Source organism: Methylobacterium sp. AC315 (genome assembly GCF_979253755.1).
This window is the reverse complement of the sequence record NZ_CEEDEA010000003.1, coordinates 399,793-420,045: the sequence shown is the minus strand read 5'-3', so window position 1 is coordinate 420,045 and position 20,253 is coordinate 399,793. Positions and strand designations below refer to the sequence as shown.

Below are 20,253 nucleotides of genomic sequence, written 5' to 3'. Positions count from 1 at the left end.
GAGTGCCTCAGATCATGTCTTCCCTCGTTCGCGTAACCCGCTCCGTGACCCTCGCCGGATTCGTCGCCGCCGCCCTCGCCGCCTGTGCAAGCGCCCCGGCCGCCCCCGATCTCACCCCGCCGCCGCGCCGGCCGCTGGATGCCAAGACGCAGCTCGAATACGGCAACCCGCCTCCGCCGCCTCCGCCCGGCCGCTACTGAGAAGCGACGACTCGCCCATCCCCACCTCATCCCGGTGTGACGGAGCGAAGCGGAGGACTTGGGGGGGCCTCCGGCCGGCAGCGCGAAAGCCGGAAGCGCCCTTCCAGGGTTGCCGTCGCAGACATCCGGGACCAGCGGATCTCTCGATCGTGTCGCTGGGTAAAACCGGACGGTTGCGGCGCGCGGCTCAGGCCGCCTCCCTAGCTCGCCGGGCCTCATAGGCCTTCAGGCCGGCATAAACCTGACCGAGCAGCGGGAAGGCCGCCTCCGGACTGAGGCGGCCACCCCGGGCGATCAGGTCGCCGATCACGTGGTCTGCCTCTATCCGGCCGCCGTTCTCGATGTCGCGCAGCATCGAGGCCGTGAAGGTCGAGCCCTCCGCGGTGAGCTGCGCCCGAGCCCGCTCGGCGACGACTCCGCGCGGCTCGAACCCACTCGCCGCGGCCACCGCCGTGCATTCGGCGTGAAGGGCGGCGATGAAGGCCGTGCCGCCGGGCGCAGCCACGATGTCGCCGACCGCGGCCCGCATCAGCGTCGTCGCGCCCGCGAGCGTCGCCAGGAACACCCATTTCTCCCACATCTCCTGCAGGATCACGTCGCTGAGGCGCGCCTGGAACTTCAGGCCGCGCATCAGGTCATCGACGGCCTCGATGCGGGCCGAGTGCGACCCGTCGCGCTCGCCGTAGGTGATGCTGCACAGCTCGCTCATGTGCCGGATCGCGCCGTCCGGCGCGAGGGTCGCCGCGATGGCGCAGGAGCCGCCCAGCACCCGCGCAGCGCCGAACTTGGCGTCGAGCGCGTCGAGATGGGACATCCCGTTCAGCAGCGGCAGGATCGCGGTGCCCTCGCCTATGGCAGGCGCGAGGTCGGCAAGGGCGCTGTCGAGGTCGTAGGCCTTGCAGGAGAGCAGCACGAGGTCGAACGCGCCCGCCTGGGCCAGCGTGTCGGCCGTGACGGTGGGCGGCGCGGGCAGATGCAGGTCGCCCAGTGGCGAGCGCAGCACCAGCCCGTTCACCGCCAGTTTCTCGGCCCGGGCCGGCCGGACCAGGAAGGTCACGTCCGACCCCGATTCCGCGAGCCGCGCCCCGTAATAGCCGCCGGTCGCCCCGGCTCCGACGATCAGCGTGCGCATTGGGTCTCTCCGGGGCGAGATCGTTGTCGGCCGCATCGGTCCGTGCCGGCCCAGCCATCGGAGGTCGCCCACCGGACCGAGTCAAGGCGGTGATGATCGGTGGGCCTAGGCTGACGTGCCTGTCCCCTCGCCGCCGCGGGCGAGGGGACGCTTCGTGACCACATCGAACGTGGGCGTTAGGTCCGCGACGGGTAGTTCGGGCTCTCGCGGGTGATGGTCACGTCGTGGACGTGGCTCTCGCGGAGGCCGGCATTGGTAATGCGGATGAACTGCGCCCGCTCCTGGAAATCCGGGATGGTCGCGCCGCCGACATAGCCCATGGCGGCGCGCAGGCCGCCGGCGAGCTGGTGCAGGACGTTGCCGACCGGGCCCTTGTAGGGGACCTGGCCCTCGATACCCTCCGGCACGAGCTTGTGGGTGTCGTTGACTTCGGCCTGGAAGTAGCGGTCGGCCGAGCCGCGAGCCATGGCGCCCACTGAGCCCATGCCCCGGTACGACTTGTACGAGCGGCCCTGGTACAGAAACACCTCGCCGGGCGCCTCGTCGGTGCCGGCCAGCAGAGAGCCGAGCATCGCCACCGAGGCGCCGGCCGCGATCGCCTTGGCGAGGTCGCCGGAATACTTGATGCCGCCGTCGGCGATGACCGGGATGTCGGCCTCGCCGGCGGCCTCCACGGCCTCAAGCAGGGCGGTGAGCTGGGGCACGCCCACGCCCGCCACGATGCGGGTGGTGCAGATCGAGCCCGGGCCGATGCCGACCTTGATGGCGTCCGCGCCCGCGTCGATCAGCGCCTTGGTGCCCTCGCGGGTGGCGACGTTGCCGGCGATCACCTGGACGGCGTTGGAGAGCTGCTTCACCCGGGCGACGGCGTCGAGCACCTTGATCGAATGGCCGTGGGCGGTGTCGACCACGATCACGTCGCAGCCGGCGTCGATCAGGCGCTCGGCCCGCTCGAAGCCGCTGTCGCCCGTGGTGGTCGCGGCGGCGACCCGCAGCCGGCCCTGCTCGTCCTTGACGGCGAACGGGTAGGTCACGCGCTTCTCGATGTCCTTGACGGTGATCAGGCCGATGCAGCGGTAATGGTCGTCGACCACCAGCAGCTTCTCGATGCGGAACTGGTGCAGGAGGCGCTTGGCCTCGTCCTGGGTCACGCCCTCGCGGACGGTGATCAGCCGATCCCGGGTCATCAGCTCGGCAACCGGCTGTGCGGGGTTCGTCGCGAAGCGGACGTCGCGGTTGGTCAGGATGCCGACCAGCTTGCCCCGGGAGCCGTTGGGCCCGCGCTCCACCACCGGAATCCCGGAGATGCGGTTGCGCTTCATCACCTCGAAGGCGTCGGCTAGGGTCTCGTCGGGATGGATGGTGATGGGGTTCATCACCATGCCGGACTCGTACTTCTTGACGAGACGGACTTGCTCGGCCTGCTCTGCGGGCTCCAGGTTGCGATGGATCACCCCCATGCCGCCGTTGGCCGCCATGGCGATGGCCATCGGCGCCTCGGTGACCGTGTCCATGGCGGAGGCGAGGATCGGCAGGTTCAGCGGGATCGAGCGGGTCAGCCGCGAAGCGACGTTGACCTCGGTCGGCATCACCGAGGAGGCGGCGGGCCGCAGGAGCACGTCGTCGAAGGTCAGGCCTTCGATGATCGTGGCGGAATCGACTCGGGCCATGTGCCAACTTTCCTCGGACGGCCGCGCTTTGAGGGGGTGCGCAGCGGGATCGGGTTGGCAAGTGCCAGTATCATGGGGTCCGCGGCCGCGCCAATGCGCCGTCGCCGCGCCGCAGCGGGAAATCGCGCATGGCTCCCCCGCTTTTTTGTACCGGCGGTCGGGTCAGCGTGTTGCCGGAACGGCAGCGCCCCTGTCGGTGTATTCCGGCGGCAGGCCGATATAGTCGCCCAGGATGCCGTCGATGCCCGGCGCCCGGCCGTAGGCCTCGCAATCGGGGTCGAGAGGTGCCTCGCCGAGCGTGGTGATCCGGATGCGGTCCCAGGTCGGCAGGGTGTTGGGGGCGTTGAACGGGTCGTCGCCGGTGGCCAGCATGAAGCCGAAATCCTGGCCGAACTCGCCGGCGAGGTCGTAGGCGTCGCTGGCGCGCGAGAAGCGCGGCTGGCTCGTGAACGAGTTCGCGGCCCCGCCCCAGACCATCGCGGCGCGCTGCTCGCGACGACGATCCAACGCCTCGGCCTCGACCGTGAGGCTGCCGAGCCCGATCGGGATGCGCGGGATCGGGATGCGGCCGATACCCTCGACGGCGCTAAGCCCCACCTGCGAGGCCACCGTCACGCCGGCCGAGCCCGCGATGGTGGCGCCCGCGCCGAGCAGGTCTGTTGGCTCGACCCGGGTGACCTGCGCCCGCACGGTGAGATCGGCGTCGCGACCGGTCACCACGTCGTAGCGCAGCGACAGGTCGTAACAGAGCGCGCGGTCGGCCGCGTTCGCGATCAGGCGGCGTTCCGCCTGAGTGAGCGGCGCGGCGCCCGCGACGTCGGCGTGGAACGCGGTCGGGATGATCCGCACGGTGCGGGCCTTGGCCAGGGCCGGCCGGTCCACGTAGAGCCGCGAGGCCGAGGCGACGGCGCTGCTCGCCTGCAGCCGATCGTAGCGGGTGAGCGAACCGCGGTCGTTGAGCAGCACGGTGCCGCAGGCCGTGACCGTCGACAGGAGCGCGACGGCGGCGGCGAGCCGCGACAGGGAACGGCGCTTGCTCGGACTGGGCTGCATCGAGTGTCTCGTGGCCGGCACCGCGCCGGTATCGACGGCCGGAAGACCGCTCGCGCTAAACGTAGCCATTGGATCACGCGCACAAAAGGTGGTGTTCGGTCACGACGCAACCCCTGTTGCGTTGCGGATACAGGCGCGAAACACGACCGTGCGAGTTCGCGGCCCCGCCGTGCAACCGTCTCGGCACGACACGCGTCTGCTGTCCGATGCCTGCCTCGACCCAAAGACCGCTCTGGATCGTCCCCCTGACGGTGGCCACCGCCCTGTTTATGGAGAACACCGATTCCACGGTGATCGCCACGGCGCTGCCCAGCATTGCGGCAAGCCTCGGCGAGGATCCGATCGCCCTGAAGCTGGCGCTGACTTCCTATCTGGTCAGCCTGGCGATCTTCATCCCGGTGAGCGGATGGATGGCCGACCGCTATGGCTCGCGCACGGTCTTCCGGGCCGCGCTCGTCGTGTTCATGCTGGGATCGCTCGCCTGCGCGGCGGCTAACGGGCTGGCGTGGTTCGTCGCGGCGCGGTTTCTCCAGGGCATGGGCGGGGCCATGATGGTGCCGGTCGGGCGCCTCGTTGTGCTGCGCAGCGTGCCGAAGTCGCAGCTGGTGACCGCTCTGGCCTACCTGACCTTCCCGGCGCTGGTCGGCCCGGTGCTCGGTCCGCCGCTGGGTGGGCTGATCACCACCTGGTTCGACTGGCGCTGGATCTTCTTCATCAATCTGCCGATCGGCGTCGCCGGAATCGTGCTGGCGAGCCTGTACTTCGAGGATGTGCGCGAGCCGGAGCGTCCGCCCCTCGACCTGATCGGCTTCTTCGTGCTCGGCACCGGCCTCGCCGCCCTGATGCTGGGGCTGGCCTCGATGGGACGCCATCTGCTCCCGGCCTCGGTCTCCTGGGGATGCCTCGCCGCGGGGGCGATCCTGCTGCCGCTCTACGTCGCGCATGCGAGGCGGGCCGCCCACCCGATCGTGCGGCTGGACCTGATGAACCGCCCGACCTTCCGGGTCGCGATCCTGGGCGGCAGCCTGTTCCGGGTCGGGACCGGCGCGATCCCGTTCCTGCTGCCGCTGCTGCTGCAGGTCGGGTTCGGGCTCGACGCCCTGCATTCAGGATTGATCACCTTCGCGGCGGCGGCCGGCGCGATGTTCGTGAAGACCCTCGCGCCCAAGATCCTGCGCCGCCTGGGATTCCGCGCCGTGATGGTCTTCAATGCCGTGCTGGCTTCGGCCTTCCTGGCGGTGAACGGGCTCTACACCGCCGACACGCCGCACTGGATCATGATCGCGCTGCTGTTCCTGGGCGGCTGCTCGCGCTCGGTGCAGTTCACCTGCGTCAACGCCATCGCGTATGCCGACCTCGAATCCCGTGAGATGAGCGCGGCAACGAGCTTCGCCAGCGTCTGCCAGCAGCTGTCGCTGAGCCTCGGCGTGACCCTCGGCGCGTTGGCGCTCGAGGGCGCCGCCGGCTTCCACGGCCGAGCCCAGATCGAGGCCGGCGATTTCGGCCCGGCTTTCTTCGCCGTAGCCGTGCTGTCGGCGGCCTCGGTGCTGGCCTTCCGCAAGCTGACGCCCGATGCCGGGGCCGAGATCTCGGGCCGCAGGATGGTCGCCGCGACCCCGCCGGCTTCGGCCGAGATAAAGCCGCGGGCGAGCTGACCCGATCAGGCCGCGGCGCGCGCCGGCGTGCGGCCACCGGATTTCTTGCCGGCGCCGCCCCGTGCCGCCGAGCTCTTGGCGGGTGCCTTGGCGGCAGCGCGCTGCGGAGTCAGTCGCTCCGTCGCGACGCCGGCTCGCCAGCCCTGCCAGCTGAAGGCGCCGGGGCCCGTCAGCGCATAGATCAGGAACCCGCCCGCGAGGCCGAGATCGGCCAGCATCAGTGTTCGCTCGGCGACTGCGGCCGGTCCGACATATTGCCAGAAGGCGTGCAGCATCACGGCCGTCACCGCGGCGAAGACCGCGAGGGCCAGACCGGTCAGGCGCGGCAGAACGCCGAGGATCAGGGCGAGCGGGCCGAAGACCTGCACGACGACGGCCGCGGTGGCGACGCCGTTCGGGAACGGCATGCCGCTGCCGGCGAGCGTCAGCGCGAAGCCCGAGACGTTGAGCGCCCGGGCGATACCCGTCGGCAGGAGTGCCGCGGCCAGGAGCAGGCGCGCGGCGAGAAGGGTTCCGTCCTGGGCGCGGGCGATCATGGTCGAGTCCGGTCGGCTGTTAGGGCTGACCGGAGGGTGCCGTATTGGTTTGAAGGCTGGGTTAAGTCCGAACGCTCAACCCGCCACCCCGCCCCGGAACAACCGGCCGCGCTCGGTCCAGAGCACCACCAGCAGCGCCAAGCCCCCGAGGGTAGCGTAGCCGATCCCGACCGGCAGCACGGTCCCGTCGAAGGCCTGGCCGATCACGTAGCCCGAGAACGCCCCCAGCATCGTGGTGTAGAACCCGACGAACGACGAGGCCGTGCCCGCGATGGCGCCGAGCGGCTCGAGCGCCAGGGCGTTGAAGTTCGGCAGCGCGAAGCTCATCAGGAACTGGTTGGCCGCCAGGATCGACAGGAACGCCACGAGCGGCGGGTGGCCGTGATAGGCGAGCCCGACGCCGACCTGGGCCAGGGCCACCAGCGTGAAGGCGATGATGCCGGCATGCGAGAGCGCCCGCATCCCGAGCCGCCGGACGATCCGGGCGTTGATCAGCGTCGCCGCCCCCATGGCGCCGGCCACCAGCCCGAAGGCCAGGGGGAACAGCGGCCCGAGATGGTACAGCCCGGTGTCGAACACCTGCTGGGCCGATCCGACATAGCCCATGATGCAGCCGGTGAGCAGGCCGAGCGCCGTGGCGTAGCCGATGGAGACCCGGGTCGTCACGGTGGTGCGCACCGCGTCCCAGGTCGCCCCGAGGGAGAGCGGGCGACGATATTCCGGGTGCAGGGTCTCCGGCATCCGCAGCGAGAACCAGGCGGTCAGCCAGAAGGCCAAAGCCAGCATCGAGACGAACACGTAGACCCACGACCCCAGCGCCAGCATCAGGCCGCCGATCGCCGGGGCGATCATGGGGACGATCAGGAAAACCATCATGGTGAGCGACATCACGCTCGCCATCTCGCGTCCGGCGAACCGGTCGCGCACGATCGCCACCGAGAGCACGCGCCCACCCGCTGCGCCGATGCCCTGGATGACCCGGGCCGCCAGCAGCCACCCGAAGCTCGGCGCCACCATGGCGAGCCCGCAGCCCACGACGTAGATCGCAAGGCTCGCCAGGAGGACCTTCCGGCGCCCGAAGGTGTCCGAGATCGGCCCGTAGGCGAGCTGGGCGATTCCGAATCCCGCCATGAACACGTAAACGAGGAGCTGCAGTCGGTTCGGATCGGGCACGGAGAACCGGGCCTCGATCGCCGGGAAGGCCGGCAGCAGGTTGTCGATGGAGATGGCGGTGACCGCCATCATCAGCGCGATGATGGCGACGAACTCGGTGAAGCCCGGTCCCGACCGCGTCTGCGCGGCAGGAACGTCCTGGACCGGCGGGTTGGGCCGGATCGCGATTGTCACAATACGCCCTCGTGCTGCGAAGGAATCGCCCGACGGAGGCGCCCCCTTCGCGGCACGCTTATGGCCGACGTGCCTGCGCGGTGCAGCTCAGGCCGGCAACGGGCGCAGGGCCGGCTCCCGGGGGTTGCGCCCGACGAAGCCCGCCATCAGGGCGGCGACTAGGCAGAGCAAGCCGGCCGACACGAAGGCGCCGAGATAGGTCCCGGTATCGGTCCGGACCATGCCGGCGAGCCAGGCGGCCGAGGCGGCGCCGATCTGGTGGGCGGCTGCGATCCAGCCGAACATCAGCGCGGCATTCTCCTCGCCGAAGGACTTTCCGGCGAGCTGCACGGTGGGCGGCACGGTGGCGATCCAGTCGAGCCCGTAGAACACCGCGAACAGAGATAGGCCGTAGAAGCTGAGGTCGAACGAGTAGGGCAGGAAGATCAGCGACAGGCCGCGCAGGCCGTAATACCAGGCCAAGAGCTTGCGGGAATCGAACCGGTCGGTGAGCCAGCCCGAGGCCGTGGTGCCGATCAGGTCGCAGATGCCCATCACCGCGAGCAGGCCCGCGGCCGTGACCTCGGCGATCCCGTGATCGATGCAGGCCGGAATCAGGTGGGTGCCGATCAGCCCGTTGGTCGAGGCGCCGCAGATGAAGAACGTGCCCGAGAGCAGCCAGAAATCCTTCGATTTGAGGCCAGTCCGCAGACCGCGCAGGGCACGCACCGCTGGGTTCTCGGTGAGCACCGGTGTCGGCGTGATCGTGGTCTCGCCGTAGCGGGGCAGGCCGAGATCGGCCGGCCGGTCGCGCAGCAGCAGGGCCGCCAGCGGGATCAGCAGCAGGGTCACGGCCGCGACCAGGAGCGAGACCGAGCGCCAGCCCGATCCGACAGCCAGCGAAGCCAGCATCGGCAGGAAGATCAGCTGCCCGGTGGCGCTGCTGGCGGTGAGCAGCCCGACCACGAGGCCGCGCCGCTTGCCGAACCAGCGGCCCGCCACGGTGGCGCCGAGCACGTTGGCGACCATGCCGGAGCCCGAGCCGACCACGATGCCCCAGAGCAGCACCATCTGCCACGGCGCCGTCATCAGGCTGGTGGCGGCCGTGCCGACGGCCAGGACGAAGAGCGAGCAGCACACTGCGGTGCGCAGGCCGAAGCGCTCGATGATCGCCACCGCGAACGGCCCGATCATGCCGTACAGGAAGATGTTAAGCGCGATGCCGACGCTGATCGTGGCGGCCGTCCAGCCGAATTCCCGCTCCCACGGAACGATCAGCACGCTCGGCGTCGCGCGCACCCCCGCCCCGATCAGCAGCACCAGGAAGGTCACCGCGACCACGATCCAGGCATAGTGGAGGCGCGGCACGGGGGGCGGCGCGGGCAGCGTCTCGACGGGAACGGGCATGTTCGGGCTCCGGGGTGTTGAGACGGCCGGCGGCGTGTCAGGGGGCGGCTGTGAGGGCTTCGGTCAGAGCCGCGACGGCGGCGGGTTCGATTCGCGCGTTGATGCGCCCTTGCGCGACCCGCCAATGGGGGATTGCCGCCGCCAGGGCGGCGCGTCCGGCGTCCGTCAGCGAGACCACGCGAGCGCGCGCATCCGCTTCGCCCGCTTCGATCCGCACGAGGCCGCGCCGCTCCAGCGGATCGAGGTTGCGGCCCATCGTGGTGCGTTCCAGGGCGGCTTCAGCGGCGAGCCGCGTCACCGGGCTGGGACCCAGACGGTCGAGCAGGCGCAGGATCGCGAATTGGGTGACGCGCAGCCCGCAGGGACGTAGCGCCTCGTCATAGATCGTGGTCACCGCCCGCGTGGCGCGGCGCAGAGCGGAACAGGTGCAGGGCTCGCTCGGACGATCCGTCATCACGATGCGTGTATATGCACGGATATGCAGCGCGACAAGCCGGCCCTGACGGTTCGGCCGGTTCGACATGCAGCGATAGGGAAATCCGTCACGCTGTCATCGACACGGCGGATCTCCCTGATAACGCTGCGCCGGCAGGCTCCCGGTTCGTGAGAGGCGCGATGACACTCGAAACTTCCACGGCGTTGTCGTCCTCGGAACAGAAATCGGCCCGGTCCGGACTCATCGAGGCTGCGGCCGAGATCGTGGCACAGAGGGGCGGCCCCGGCGGCTTCGTCCGCGACTTGTTCGGGCGCGTGACCCCCGAGGACGTGGCCCCCTACCCGGGCGATTCCTTGGCCGAGCTCGCGGTCCGCGCCCGCGCGTTCCTGTCAGAGCCGCGCAAGCCCGGCGATCCGGCCCGACTGCGCCTGAGCGGCACCGAGCTTGTTCGGGACGGCCGGTCGCGCGAGGTGACGATCATCGAGGTCATCAACGACAACCGGCCGTTCCTGTTGGATTCGACCCTGGCCGAGCTGACCGAGCAGGGCCTGACGCCGGATCTCGTCGCCCACCCGATCCTCGGGGTCGAGCGCGACGCGTCCGGGGCGCTGGTGCGCGTGGTCGGCGAGACGACCGCGGATGCCCATGGCAGCCTGGCGCGCGAAAGCTTCATCCACCTCCATCTCGGCCGCCTCGACGGCGAGGCCCGGGCGCGGCTGGAGGAGGCCCTCGCTCAGGTCTATCGGGACGTGGCCCTGGCGGGCGACGACCACGACGCGATGCTAGCCCGCATCTCCGCACTGTCCGAAAGCCTGGGCCGCGCCCCCTCCCCGCTGCCGAAGGCCGAGGTCGCCGAGGCGCGCGCCTTCCTCGACTGGCTGACGGACGGGCAGTTCCTGGTGCTGGGCATGCGCCAGCACGGTATCGAGGGCGACGGCCATCCGCTGATCGAGGGCTCCAGCCTCGGGGTGCTGCGCGATCCGGGCGCCACGCCGCTGCGCCGGGGCCGGACGCCGGTCGACTACACGCCCGAGATCCTCGCCTTCCTGGAGGAGCCGCAGGCGCTGATCATCACCAAGGCGAGCGCGAAGTCCCGGGTCCACCGGGTCTCCTATCTCGACTATGTCGGCGTGAAGCTGTTCTCGAACACCGGCAAGCTGTCGGGCGAGGTGCGGATCGTCGGCCTGTTCACGGCCGCGGCCTATACCAGCCCGGCGCGCGAGGTGCCGGTCCTGCGCCGCAAGGTCGAGGCGGTGGCCGAGCGGGCCGGCCTGGACCCGACCAGCCATGCCGGGCGCAGCCTCCTGGCGGTCCTGGAGACCTATCCGCGGGACGAGCTATTCCAGATCGATATAGACCGGCTGTACCGGTTCACCCTGGCGATCGCCAACCTCGCCGACCGGCCGCGGCTGCGCGTGCTGTCGCGCCCGGACCGGTTCGGCCGCTTCGTCTCGCTGCTGGTGTTCGTGCCGAAGGACCGGTTCGACTCGACCGTGAGCGCCCGGATCGGCGCCTACCTGGCCGAGGCCTATGGCGGCCGCCCGAGCGCGGCCTACTCGGAACTGCCCGAAGGCCCGCTGGCCCGGACCCACTACATCATCGGTCTGCCCGAGGAGGGCATGCCCGAGCAGGACCCCGCGGCGCTGGAGGCCGGAATCGCCGCCCTGGTCCGCACCTGGGGCGACGCCCTCAGTGCGGCCCTGGCGGAGGCCCACGACGGCGGCCGGGCTCGCCGGCTCGCGTCGCGCTACGCGGAGGCGTTCACGGCGGCCTACCGGGACAACTTCCAGTCCGGTGCGGCGGTCGCCGACATCGCCATCCTGGAGGCACTGAGCGACGTGCAGCCGCGCGCGGTGCATCTCGGCCGCCGGGCGGGCGATTCGGATGCGCAGGTCCGCCTAAAGGTGTTCTCCCGCGGCACCGCGATCGCCCTCTCCGACCGCGTGCCGGTGCTGGAGAACCTCGGCTTCCGCGTCATCGATGAGCGAACCTACCAGGTCCGCCCGGCCGGGCTCGACGAATCCGCCCGGGTCTGGCTGCACGACATGCGGATCGAGCGGGCCAGCGGCGCCGCGATCGACCTTGCTACGCTGGAGCAGCCCCTCGAGGAGGCGATGCTGGCGCTGGCCGACGGTGCGACGGAATCGGACGGCTACAACCGGCTGGTGCTGGAAGCCGCCCTGCCCTGGCGCGATGCCGCCCTGCTCCGGGCGCTCGGGCGCTACCTGCGCCAGCTGCGCATCCGCTACGGCCAGGACTACATGGCCGGAACGCTGAGTCGGCATCCCGGGATCGCCCGGGCGATCGTCAGCCTGTTCCGGACACGCTTCGATCCGCTGATCGACGGCGACCGGGCCGCACGCGAAGCCGAGACCCGTGCCCTGATCGAGGAGGCGCTCGGCGACGTCACCAGTCTGGACGACGACCGGATCCTGCGCCGGTTCGTCAATCTGGTCGAGGCCGCGGTGCGGACCAACTTCTTCCAGAAGGCCGAGGGTGATCGCCCCCGGGAGACGATCAGCTTCAAGTTCGCCTGCGCCAAGGTGACGGCGATGCCGCTGCCGCGGCCGTTCTTCGAGATCTTCGTCTATTCGCCCCGGGTCGAGGGCGTGCACCTGCGCTTCGGCTACGTCGCCCGCGGCGGCCTGCGCTGGTCCGACCGGCCGGAGGATTTCCGCACCGAGATCCTGGGCCTGGTGAAGGCGCAGCAGGTCAAGAACGCCGTCATCGTGCCTGTGGGCGCCAAGGGCGGCTTCTTCCCCAAGCGCCTGCCCCCGGCCTCGGACCGGGCGGCCTGGATGCAGGAGGGCACCGAGAGCTACCGGCTGTTCATCCGCACCCTGCTCGAACTCACCGACAACATCATGGATCAGGCGATCGTGCCGCCGCCGGACACGGTGCGGCACGACCCCGACGACGCCTACCTGGTGGTGGCGGCCGACAAGGGCACCGCCACCTTCTCGGACATCGCCAACGCGCTTTCCCTGGAGAAGGGCCATTGGCTCGGCGACGCCTTCGCGTCCGGCGGCAGCCAAGGCTACGACCACAAAGGCATGGGCATCACCGCCCGGGGTGCCTGGGAGGCGGTGCGCCGCCACTTCCGCGAGATCGACGTCGACGTCCAGGCCGACCCGATCACCGTGGTCGGAGTCGGCGACATGTCCGGCGACGTGTTCGGCAACGGCATGCTGCTGTCCGAGAGCATCCGCCTGGTGGCGGCCTTCGACCACCGCGACATCTTCCTCGACCCGAACCCCGACGCGGCGAAGAGCTTCGCCGAGCGTAGGCGCCTGTTCGACCTCGGCCGCTCGTCCTGGGCGGATTACGACACGGCGCTGATCTCGCAGGGCGGCGGCGTGTTCGCGCGCAGCCTCAAGACCGTGCCGCTTTCTCCGGCCGTCCAAGCCGCCCTGGGGTTCGACCGGGCCGAGGCGACGCCGACCGAGCTGATGCAGGCAATCCTGAAGGCGCCGGCCGACCTGCTCTGGTTCGGCGGCATCGGCACCTACGTCCGCGCCACCGCCGAGACCGACGAGGATGCCGGCGACCGCGCCAACGACGCCGTGCGCATCACCGGGCCGGAGCTGCGGGTGAAGGCTGTCGGCGAGGGGGCCAATCTCGGCCTCACCCAACGCGGGCGCATCGAGGCGGCCCGGGCTGGGATCCGGCTCAACACCGACGCGATCGACAATTCCGCCGGCGTGAACACCTCCGACGTCGAGGTGAACATCAAGATCGCCCTCATGGTCCCCGAGCGGGATGGGCGGCTCGACTATGCGGCGCGCAACACATTGCTCGCCACGATGACCGACGAGGTCGGACGGTTGGTCCTGCGCAACAACGAATTGCAGACCCTCGCCCTGTCGCTCGCCCAGCGCGGCGGCCTCGGCGAGACCGGCTTCGCGATGCGCACCATGCAGGCGCTGGAGGCCGAAGGGCGCCTCGACCGCGTCGTGGAATACCTGCCCGACGATGCGACGATCACCGAGCGGATGCGCCGCGGCGAGGGGCTGACCCGGCCGGAATACGCCGTGCTGCTCGCCTACGCGAAGCTGTCGCTGCACGACGCGATCCTGGCCAGCACGGTGCCGAACGACCCGTATTTCGATCGCGAATTGCAGCGCTACTTCCCGAAGGCGCTCCGCGAGCAGTTCCCCGATGCCGTGAAGGGCCACCGGCTGCGCCGCGAGATCATCTCGACGGCGCTCGCCAACATCATCGTCAACCGCGGCGGCCCGTCCCTGGTCACCCGGCTGATCGACGGCACCGGGGCGGACGCCGCGACCATCGCCAAGGCCTACGCGATCACCCGCGACGCCTTCGGGCTGATGGAGTTGAACCTCGCTATCGACGGTTTGGGCGGCGGCCTGTCCGGACAGGACCAGCTCGGCCTCTATGCCGAGGTGCAGGGCCTGCTTACCAACCGGATCGTCTGGTTCATTCGCAACCTCGACTTGACCGGGGGTCTCGCCCCCCTGGTTGCGCGCTACCGTGACGGCGTAGCGGCCGTGGAGGCGGCGTTGCCGAAGGTGCTCGACGCCGAGGCGCTCACCGCCATCGGCAACCGCGCGTCGGAGCTCGAAGGCCACGGCATGGCCCGGCAGAAGGCCCGGCGGCTCGCCTCCCTCGACGCCCTGATATCCGCGCCCGACATCGTGCGCGTCGCCGAGGCGAGCGGCCGCCCGGTCGAGGAGGTGGCGGCGACGCATTTCGCCCTGGAACACGCGTTCCGCCTCGACGAGCTCGCCGCCGCGGCGCGAACCGTGCCGGTGGCCGATACGTTCGACCGGGTCGCGCTGGAGCGCGCGGTGGCCGGCATCGCCGCCGCGCACCGCAAGCTCACGGCCGAGGTGGTGGCCGATCTCGGCGCCGGGCCCGAGGCGGTCGAGGCCTGGGCCAAGGCCCGGGGCGCGCCGTTGGTCCGCATCCGTGATGCTGTCGACGCGATCAGCGCCTCGGGCCTCACTGTCTCAAAGGCCACGGTGGCGGCGAGCCTGCTCGGCGATCTGGTCCGAGCGGATTGAAGGGTCGCCCGGTGGTCAGGCGCCCGGCGTCGAGGCGGAGAAAATCCGGCGGCCGCTTCGGCTGACGGCGGTGACCGTAAGGCCGAGGCCCAGGATCGAGACGGCGGCTGCGAGCAAGGGAAGCTGGCCGTAGCCCGCCCCGAACGTCAGGGCGGTGCCGCCGATCCAGGCGCCGGTGGCGTTGCCGAGGTTGAACGCACCCTGATTCAGCGTGGAGGCAAGGTTCGGCGCGTCGCTGGCGGCCTCGACCACCCAGATCTGCAGCGGCGAGACCAGCGCGAAGGCGAGGCCGGACCACAGGACCAGCACGGCGACGGTCGGGATGGCGTGGTGGGCGACCGCCGCCAGGACCAGCAGCACCGCGACGATGCCGATGAACCCGCCGATGATCGTGGCCATCAGGCCCCGATCGGCGAAGTGGCCGCCCGCGAGGTTGCCGACCGTGAGGCCGATACCGGCGGCGAACAATACCCCGGTGACGCCCTGCGACGAGAACCCGGTCACGCCGGTGAGGAACGGCGTGATGTAGGTGAACACCGTGAAGAAGCTGACCGAGGAGAGGGTCGAGATCAGCATCGGCCGCAGCACCGGCCAGCGCCCCAGCGCCCGGAACTCCTTGACCAGGCCGCCGCGGGTACCGGGCAGGCCGGCGGGCACGAACAGCTGGATCGCCAGCCCGGCCAGCAGGCCGATCACCACCACGGCCCAGAAAGTAGAGCGCCATCCGGTGACCTGACCCAGGGCCGTTCCCAACGGCACACCGAGGACGTTGGCCAGGGTCAGCCCGGCGAACATCAGCGAAACCGCCTGGGTCCGCTTCTCGCGCGGCACCAGATCGCGCGCCACCACGGCGCCGATGCCGAAGAACGCCCCGTGCGCGAAGGCGGTGACGATCCGGGCCGCCATCAGCAGGCCGTAGCTCGGCGCCAAGGCGCAGCCGACGTTGCCGATCAGGAAGACCGCCATCAGGGCGAGCAGGGCCGTCTTCCGGGGCAAGCCCGCGGTGGCGATCGCCACGATCGGCGCGCCGACAACGACGCCCATGGCGTAGCCGGACACGAGGTAGCCGGCCTGTGGGATGGTGACACCGAAGCCGTGCGCCACCTCTGGCAGCAGGCCCATGATGACGAATTCGGTGGTGCCGATGCCGAATGAAGCGACGGCAAGGGCGAGGATCGGCAGGGACAGCACGTCGGCTTCCTTCGTTCAGACGGCGGGCGTCGCGTTGTGCAACGCAGCATGATGAAGGATGGAGCAGCGCGCGCTTTTGCATAGCGATGCACACGCGACGCACAGTTGCGCCGCGTGCAAGGTCTCGGCATCGACGATCCCGGACGATCAGGCCCGGGTGCTGCCGCGCTCGATCAGCCGCGGCGGGATCAGCACGCGCTCGCCGAGGGCGGTTTCAGGCCCGGACATCCGGGCGATCATGGCCAGCGCCGCCTCGACCAATGCCGGCACGTCCTGGTCGAAGCTGGTGAGATCGTAGCCGCCCCACCCTGCCGCCGGAATGTCGTCGTAGCCGATCACGCGGACCTCGTCGGGGACGCGACGGCCGGCGCGCCGCAGCGCGTCGATCGCGCCCAGAGCGCAGAGGTCGTTGGCGCAGAAGACGCCGTCGACCGGGGCCTCCGCGTGGAGCCGCGTCGCCGCCGCGGCGCCACCCTCATACGTGTAGGCGGATCCCGAGATGCGCGGTTCGGGCAGTCCGGCCGCGCGCAGGCCCTCGCGAAAGCCTGCGAGCCTCTCGGCACTGGCCGGGCTATCGGCCGGCCCCGCGATGAAGGCCGGACAGTGCGCGCCCCGGGCGTGCAGGAGCGCGGCGGCCTGCCGACCTCCCAGCGCGTTGTCCGAGCCGACCGAGCCGATGCGCTCGGCCGTCACCGGGGTATTGAACGAGACGACCGGGATTCGAGAGGCCGAGAGCGTCTCGGCGGCGTCCTGCGACAGGACCGCCAGGGCGCTGACGATCGCGTCGACCCGGTACTGAGCCAGGCGCGCCGCCACCGCGTCGAGGGTGTAGTCGCTGTCGACCGGGACCAGCACGATCTGGTTGCCGGCTTCCCGGAGCCGCGCCGCAAAGATCTGGACGACGCGCGCGTAGAACGCGTTCTCCAGGCCACCGACCACGAGGGCCACGAGGCCCGACCGATCGGTCAGCATGATCCTGGGGATCAGGCTCGGCTGAAAGCCCAGGGTCTCGGCCGCCGCCAGGACCTTGTCGCGGGTCCGGGCCGACACGCTGGCACCCGGCGTGAAGGTGCGGGACACCGCCGATTGCGAGACCCCGGCGAGGCGGGCGACCTCGACCGATGTCGGGTAGCGCTTCGAGACCATGATGTGCGTGCATCGCTTCGGGAGAGAACGCGCTTAGGTTGCGCGCCCCGTCCGGCGTGTCACGCTCCGAAGCGTCCCCTGTCAAACGGAGGCCGTGCGTCCGGGTCGAATCCTACTCGGCTGGGACCTTCTTGCGTCCCCGCGTCTTCGGTGCGGTTGGAGCCGGCTCCTCCGGCGCAGGCGCGGCCGCCGCTCCCCGGGACTTGCGCCGTTGCTGGCCGAGGCCGAGGGCGCGGGCGAGTTCGGACCTCTGGGCCGAGTAGCTCGCCGCCGTCATCGGGTAGTCCCGCGGCAGGCCCCATTTCTCGCGATACGCCTCCGGGCTGAGCCCGCGCAGCGTCAGATGGCGGCGCAACGTCTTGTAGGGCTTACCGTCTTCGAAACTGACGATGTAGTCGTGCGTGATGGATTTCCGGATCTGCGCCGGGCTCATCTTTTCCACGACGGTCGTCGCCGATGACCCCGAAGCCGCCAGGCTGTTCAGGGCCGCGTGTATGCCACCGATCAACCCTGGAAGTTCCGAGGGTGGCACCGAATTGTTGGACACATAGGCCGCGATGATATCGACCGCTAGGTCAATGTGTTCGGCCTGCTCAGCTTCAGCGCTATCGTTCACGTTGAACCTCTGTCGTAGCAACTATCCGGTGTGGCGTATCCCGTACGGAATATGACGAATTCTGGGATAGGCTAACGGATCCGCGATAAAAGCTCAATCGCAACTTTCTTGCAGTATCGAAATTTAGGAGTGACTGCACCGGGGCTGTAACAGCCGTCGGGGCTCGGTGTTGACCGCGCATTAACCAAGCGGGCGCTAGCTTGCGTTAACCATGTCGGCGACCGCGCAGGCGGCGGCGTGATCTATTGATCCCGGCTCTTGGCGCCCGGGGCTTAGGTGGAGGCCAAGAACAGGTGCGGATGGCGGGCGCTGATCGGCGGGGACGGCAGGAGATGCGGCTCGCCTTTGCGGCGCTGACGCTCGCGCTCGCCGCATCGCCGTCCGCAGCCCAGCGCTTCGACGCGATCAGCCCGGTCACCGGCCAACCCGACAATCCCGGGATCGGGCAGGACACGGCGCCCAACGGCCTTCCCGCGCTCCGGCGGCGCGTTCCGGACGGACTGTCCCGCGACGACGGACCCGCATCCACCGGTGGTGACGCCACGAGCGGCGAGCGGACCGGCGGCGACAGCCTGCGCTCCCCCCTCTCCCCGGCGATCCCGACCCAGACTCAGCCGGGGCTCTCGCAGCTCGGCACCCGCATCACCGGCGGCGGCCAGCGCACTGGTGGGTCCACCACGGCCCCAAACAACCGGACGCCGTCGAGTCTGCTGCGCACCCGAGCCGCGCCGCCCCGGCGCATCGGCTCCCCGACCCGCCGGGTCACACAGGAGGTGACACAGGTTCCGGCCCCCGCTCTGCGCCTGACCCCGGTGGTCCAGCAGGCCGTCGTCGGCGTGCCGGTGTCGCAGGTCCTGGCGTCGCGCCCGATCCTTCCGCTCTTCGCGATCACTCCGGCGCTAGGCCTGCTGACGCCCGGCTTCATCCTCGGCACGGACCTGGCGCGGCCGATCCCGACCGACCCGGCCTACGCACCGATCGGCTATCGGATCTGGACCTTCACGGTGCTGCCGAGCTTCACGCAGAGCATCGGGTACGATTCGAACCCGGACCAGACCAGCCGTCAGCTCGCCAAGGGATCGGTGGCCCTGCGTACCGAAGCGGCCGTCGACTTCCGCAGCGACTGGTCGTCGAGTTCGTTCCAGGGAGCGTTGCGCGGTTCCTACCTGGAGACGCCCCAGAACGAGGCCGCCAGCCGGCCGGCCGCGGACGGAACGGTGCGCCTGCGTATCGACGTCAACCGCGACCTGCACGTCGATGCCGAAGGACGGTTCTTGGTCGACACGCAGCGCACGTCGAGCCCGAACCTGCAGGCAGCCGCGGCGACCAGCCGGCCGCTGCTCGCGGTCTACGGCACGTCCCTCGGTGCCACGGAGACGTTCAACCGGCTTTCCGTGACCCTGCGCGGCTCGGTCGATCGCTCCCAGTTCGACAACGCTCAGCTCCCGGGCGGCGTGACCATCAACCAGGCCGACCGCAACCTGAACCAGTACAGCCTGCAGCTGCGCACGGCCTACGAGGTCAGCCCGGACCTGAGTCCATTCGTGGACCTCCTCGGCGATACCCGCGTCTACGACCTGCGCCGCGACACCAACGGCATTCAACGCGATTCCGACGGCATCGCTCTCATGGTCGGAGCGAGCTTCGGGCTGGCCCGCTCGATCACTGGCGAAATCTCCGCCGGCATCCAGCACCGCTCCTACGTCGACCCGTCTTTGCGGGCGATCGACGCGCCGCTGGTCAATGCCGCGCTGGTCTGGTCCCTCAGTCCGCTCACCACGGTCCGCCTCACCGCGGCGACGGGTGTGACCGAGACCACCGTGCTCGGCTCCAGCGGCATCTTCACCGAGGTCGCGACCCTGGAGCTCCAGCACGATCTGCTGCGCAACCTGTCGATCGTCTTCGGGGGCTCGTTCCTGAAGAACGACTATCAGGGCAGCACCATCCGCGAGAACGGCTTCTCCGCCACGGCGCGCCTCGACTACCGGTTTACCCGCTGGCTGACCTTGCGCGGCACCTACATCTACCAGCAGATCGACAGCACGGTGGCGGGCTCGAGCTTCCGCGACAACACCTTCCTGCTCGGCGTGCGCGTGAATCCCTGAACCACCCTCAGAATCGCTCGACCCAGGGGCGCAGCTCGAGCTCCGTCGTCCAGGCGCTCCGATCCTGGCGCAGCAGGTCGCGGTAGGCGCGGGCGATGGCATCCGGATCGAGATGGCTGTCGGGGGCGTCCACCGGCTCACCGCCGCGCGCCGGGTTCCGGATGGCGCCATCGATCACCACGTGGGCGACATGGATGCCCTGCGGCTGCAGCTCGCGGGCGAGGCTCTGGCCGAGTCCCCGCAGGGCGAACTTGCCCATCGCGAAAGGCGCTGAGCCGGCAAAGCCCTTCACGCTGGCCGACGCGCCTGTGAGCAGGATCGCCCCGTGCCGGTGCGGCAGCATCCGGCGTGCTGCCGCCTGCGCCACCAGGAAGCCGCCATACGCGGACACCATCAGCGACTGCGCCACCGCTGCCGGATCGAGGTCGACCACCGGGCCGCGCAGCCGACCGCTGGCATTGTAGACCACCACGTCGGGCGGGCCACCCAGCGCCGGCTCCATCCGGGCGAACAGGGCCTCGACCTGGCCGGGGTCGCTCGCATCGCACGCGTGGATTGCGGCGCCGGTCTCGGCCGCCAGCGCGGCGAGCTTGTCGATGTTGCGGGCCGCGAGGCCGACCTTCAGCCCGTCCGCCGCCAGCAGTCGGGCGAGCGACGCGCTGAGGCCCGAGCCGGCTCCGACGATCAGCGCGCGGGAATAATGCGGTGTCATGGGCGGACGCTCCGTTCGATCCTGTGAGGATGCCGCGCGGCGCC

Annotated in this window: 15 protein-coding genes; 4 read left to right on the top strand and 11 right to left on the bottom strand. The window is 70.3% G+C overall.

Going from position 1 to position 20,253, the window contains the following annotated elements; genetic code table 11:
* The first annotated feature begins 14 nt into the window (after window positions 1-14).
* Entirely contained in the window at window positions 15-200 is a 186-nt protein-coding gene (locus tag AC0IY0_RS07195) for a hypothetical protein (RefSeq protein WP_419829390.1), read from the top strand.
* Between the two features lie 187 nt (window positions 201-387).
* On the opposite strand, the gene panE is transcribed toward AC0IY0_RS07195, so the two are convergent.
* From panE to AC0IY0_RS07180, 3 genes are all read right to left on the bottom strand, one after another.
* Window positions 388-1,332, bottom strand: a complete 945-nt coding sequence (gene panE / locus AC0IY0_RS07190) for a 2-dehydropantoate 2-reductase (protein ID WP_471763394.1) — start codon at window positions 1,330-1,332, stop codon at window positions 388-390.
* A 176-nt stretch (window positions 1,333-1,508) separates the two neighbouring features.
* Complete coding sequence (gene guaB / locus AC0IY0_RS07185) at window positions 1,509-3,002, bottom strand: IMP dehydrogenase (RefSeq protein WP_147909779.1); 1,494 nt, start codon at window positions 3,000-3,002, stop codon at window positions 1,509-1,511.
* 162 nt (window positions 3,003-3,164) lie between these two features.
* Entirely contained in the window at window positions 3,165-4,055 is an 891-nt protein-coding gene (locus AC0IY0_RS07180) for a DUF3313 domain-containing protein (protein WP_147909778.1), read from the bottom strand.
* Window positions 4,056-4,261: 206 nt separating this feature from the next.
* On the opposite strand from AC0IY0_RS07180, the gene AC0IY0_RS07175 reads away from it, so the two are divergent.
* Window positions 4,262-5,710: a DHA2 family efflux MFS transporter permease subunit gene (locus AC0IY0_RS07175; protein WP_471763393.1), complete on the top strand. Its 1,449-nt coding sequence runs from the start codon at window positions 4,262-4,264 to the stop codon at window positions 5,708-5,710.
* Window positions 5,711-5,715: 5 nt separating this feature from the next.
* Here AC0IY0_RS07175 and AC0IY0_RS07170 read toward each other — a convergent pair whose 3' ends face one another.
* The 4 genes from AC0IY0_RS07170 to AC0IY0_RS07155 form a co-directional block, all read right to left on the bottom strand.
* The gene (locus tag AC0IY0_RS07170) at window positions 5,716-6,246 is read right to left on the bottom strand and encodes a DoxX family protein (RefSeq protein WP_147940149.1); all 531 of its coding nucleotides are present in this window, start codon (window positions 6,244-6,246) and stop codon (window positions 5,716-5,718) included.
* Window positions 6,247-6,321: 75 nt separating this feature from the next.
* Entirely contained in the window at window positions 6,322-7,593 is a 1,272-nt protein-coding gene (locus AC0IY0_RS07165; protein ID WP_471763392.1) for a multidrug effflux MFS transporter, read from the bottom strand.
* Between the two features lie 87 nt (window positions 7,594-7,680).
* Window positions 7,681-8,979 (bottom strand): MFS transporter, encoded by a 1,299-nt coding sequence (locus tag AC0IY0_RS07160; RefSeq protein ID WP_147909775.1) that lies wholly within the window; start codon window positions 8,977-8,979, stop codon window positions 7,681-7,683.
* A 37-nt stretch (window positions 8,980-9,016) separates the two neighbouring features.
* Window positions 9,017-9,502: a MarR family winged helix-turn-helix transcriptional regulator gene (locus AC0IY0_RS07155; RefSeq protein ID WP_246692789.1), complete on the bottom strand. Its 486-nt coding sequence runs from the start codon at window positions 9,500-9,502 to the stop codon at window positions 9,017-9,019.
* 92 nt (window positions 9,503-9,594) lie between these two features.
* Here AC0IY0_RS07155 and AC0IY0_RS07150 point away from each other — a divergent pair, with 92 nt between their 5' ends.
* The gene (locus AC0IY0_RS07150; protein WP_471763391.1) at window positions 9,595-14,439 is read left to right on the top strand and encodes an NAD-glutamate dehydrogenase; all 4,845 of its coding nucleotides are present in this window, start codon (window positions 9,595-9,597) and stop codon (window positions 14,437-14,439) included.
* A gap of 15 nt (window positions 14,440-14,454) precedes the next feature.
* Here the strand turns inward: AC0IY0_RS07150 and AC0IY0_RS07145 are convergent, their stop codons facing one another.
* From AC0IY0_RS07145 to AC0IY0_RS07135, 3 genes are all read right to left on the bottom strand, one after another.
* Entirely contained in the window at window positions 14,455-15,630 is a 1,176-nt protein-coding gene (locus AC0IY0_RS07145) for an MFS transporter (protein ID WP_147909773.1), read from the bottom strand.
* A gap of 147 nt (window positions 15,631-15,777) precedes the next feature.
* Window positions 15,778-16,776, bottom strand: a complete 999-nt coding sequence (locus AC0IY0_RS07140) for a LacI family DNA-binding transcriptional regulator (protein ID WP_419829385.1) — start codon at window positions 16,774-16,776, stop codon at window positions 15,778-15,780.
* Window positions 16,777-16,888: 112 nt separating this feature from the next.
* Window positions 16,889-17,392, bottom strand: coding sequence for a Ros/MucR family transcriptional regulator (locus AC0IY0_RS07135; protein ID WP_147940153.1), 504 nt, complete (start codon window positions 17,390-17,392; stop codon window positions 16,889-16,891).
* A gap of 332 nt (window positions 17,393-17,724) precedes the next feature.
* Between AC0IY0_RS07135 and AC0IY0_RS07130 the strand changes: the two genes are divergently transcribed.
* A complete protein-coding gene (locus AC0IY0_RS07130) occupies window positions 17,725-19,497 on the top strand; it encodes an outer membrane beta-barrel protein (protein WP_471763389.1) in 1,773 nt (590 codons plus the stop codon).
* Between the two features lie 7 nt (window positions 19,498-19,504).
* On the opposite strand, the gene AC0IY0_RS07125 is transcribed toward AC0IY0_RS07130, so the two are convergent.
* Window positions 19,505-20,209 carry an SDR family oxidoreductase gene (locus AC0IY0_RS07125; RefSeq protein WP_419829384.1) on the bottom strand — a complete coding sequence of 235 codons (705 nt, stop codon included), beginning with the start codon at window positions 20,207-20,209 and terminating at the stop codon, window positions 19,505-19,507.
* Window positions 20,210-20,253: the final 44 nt, after the last annotated feature.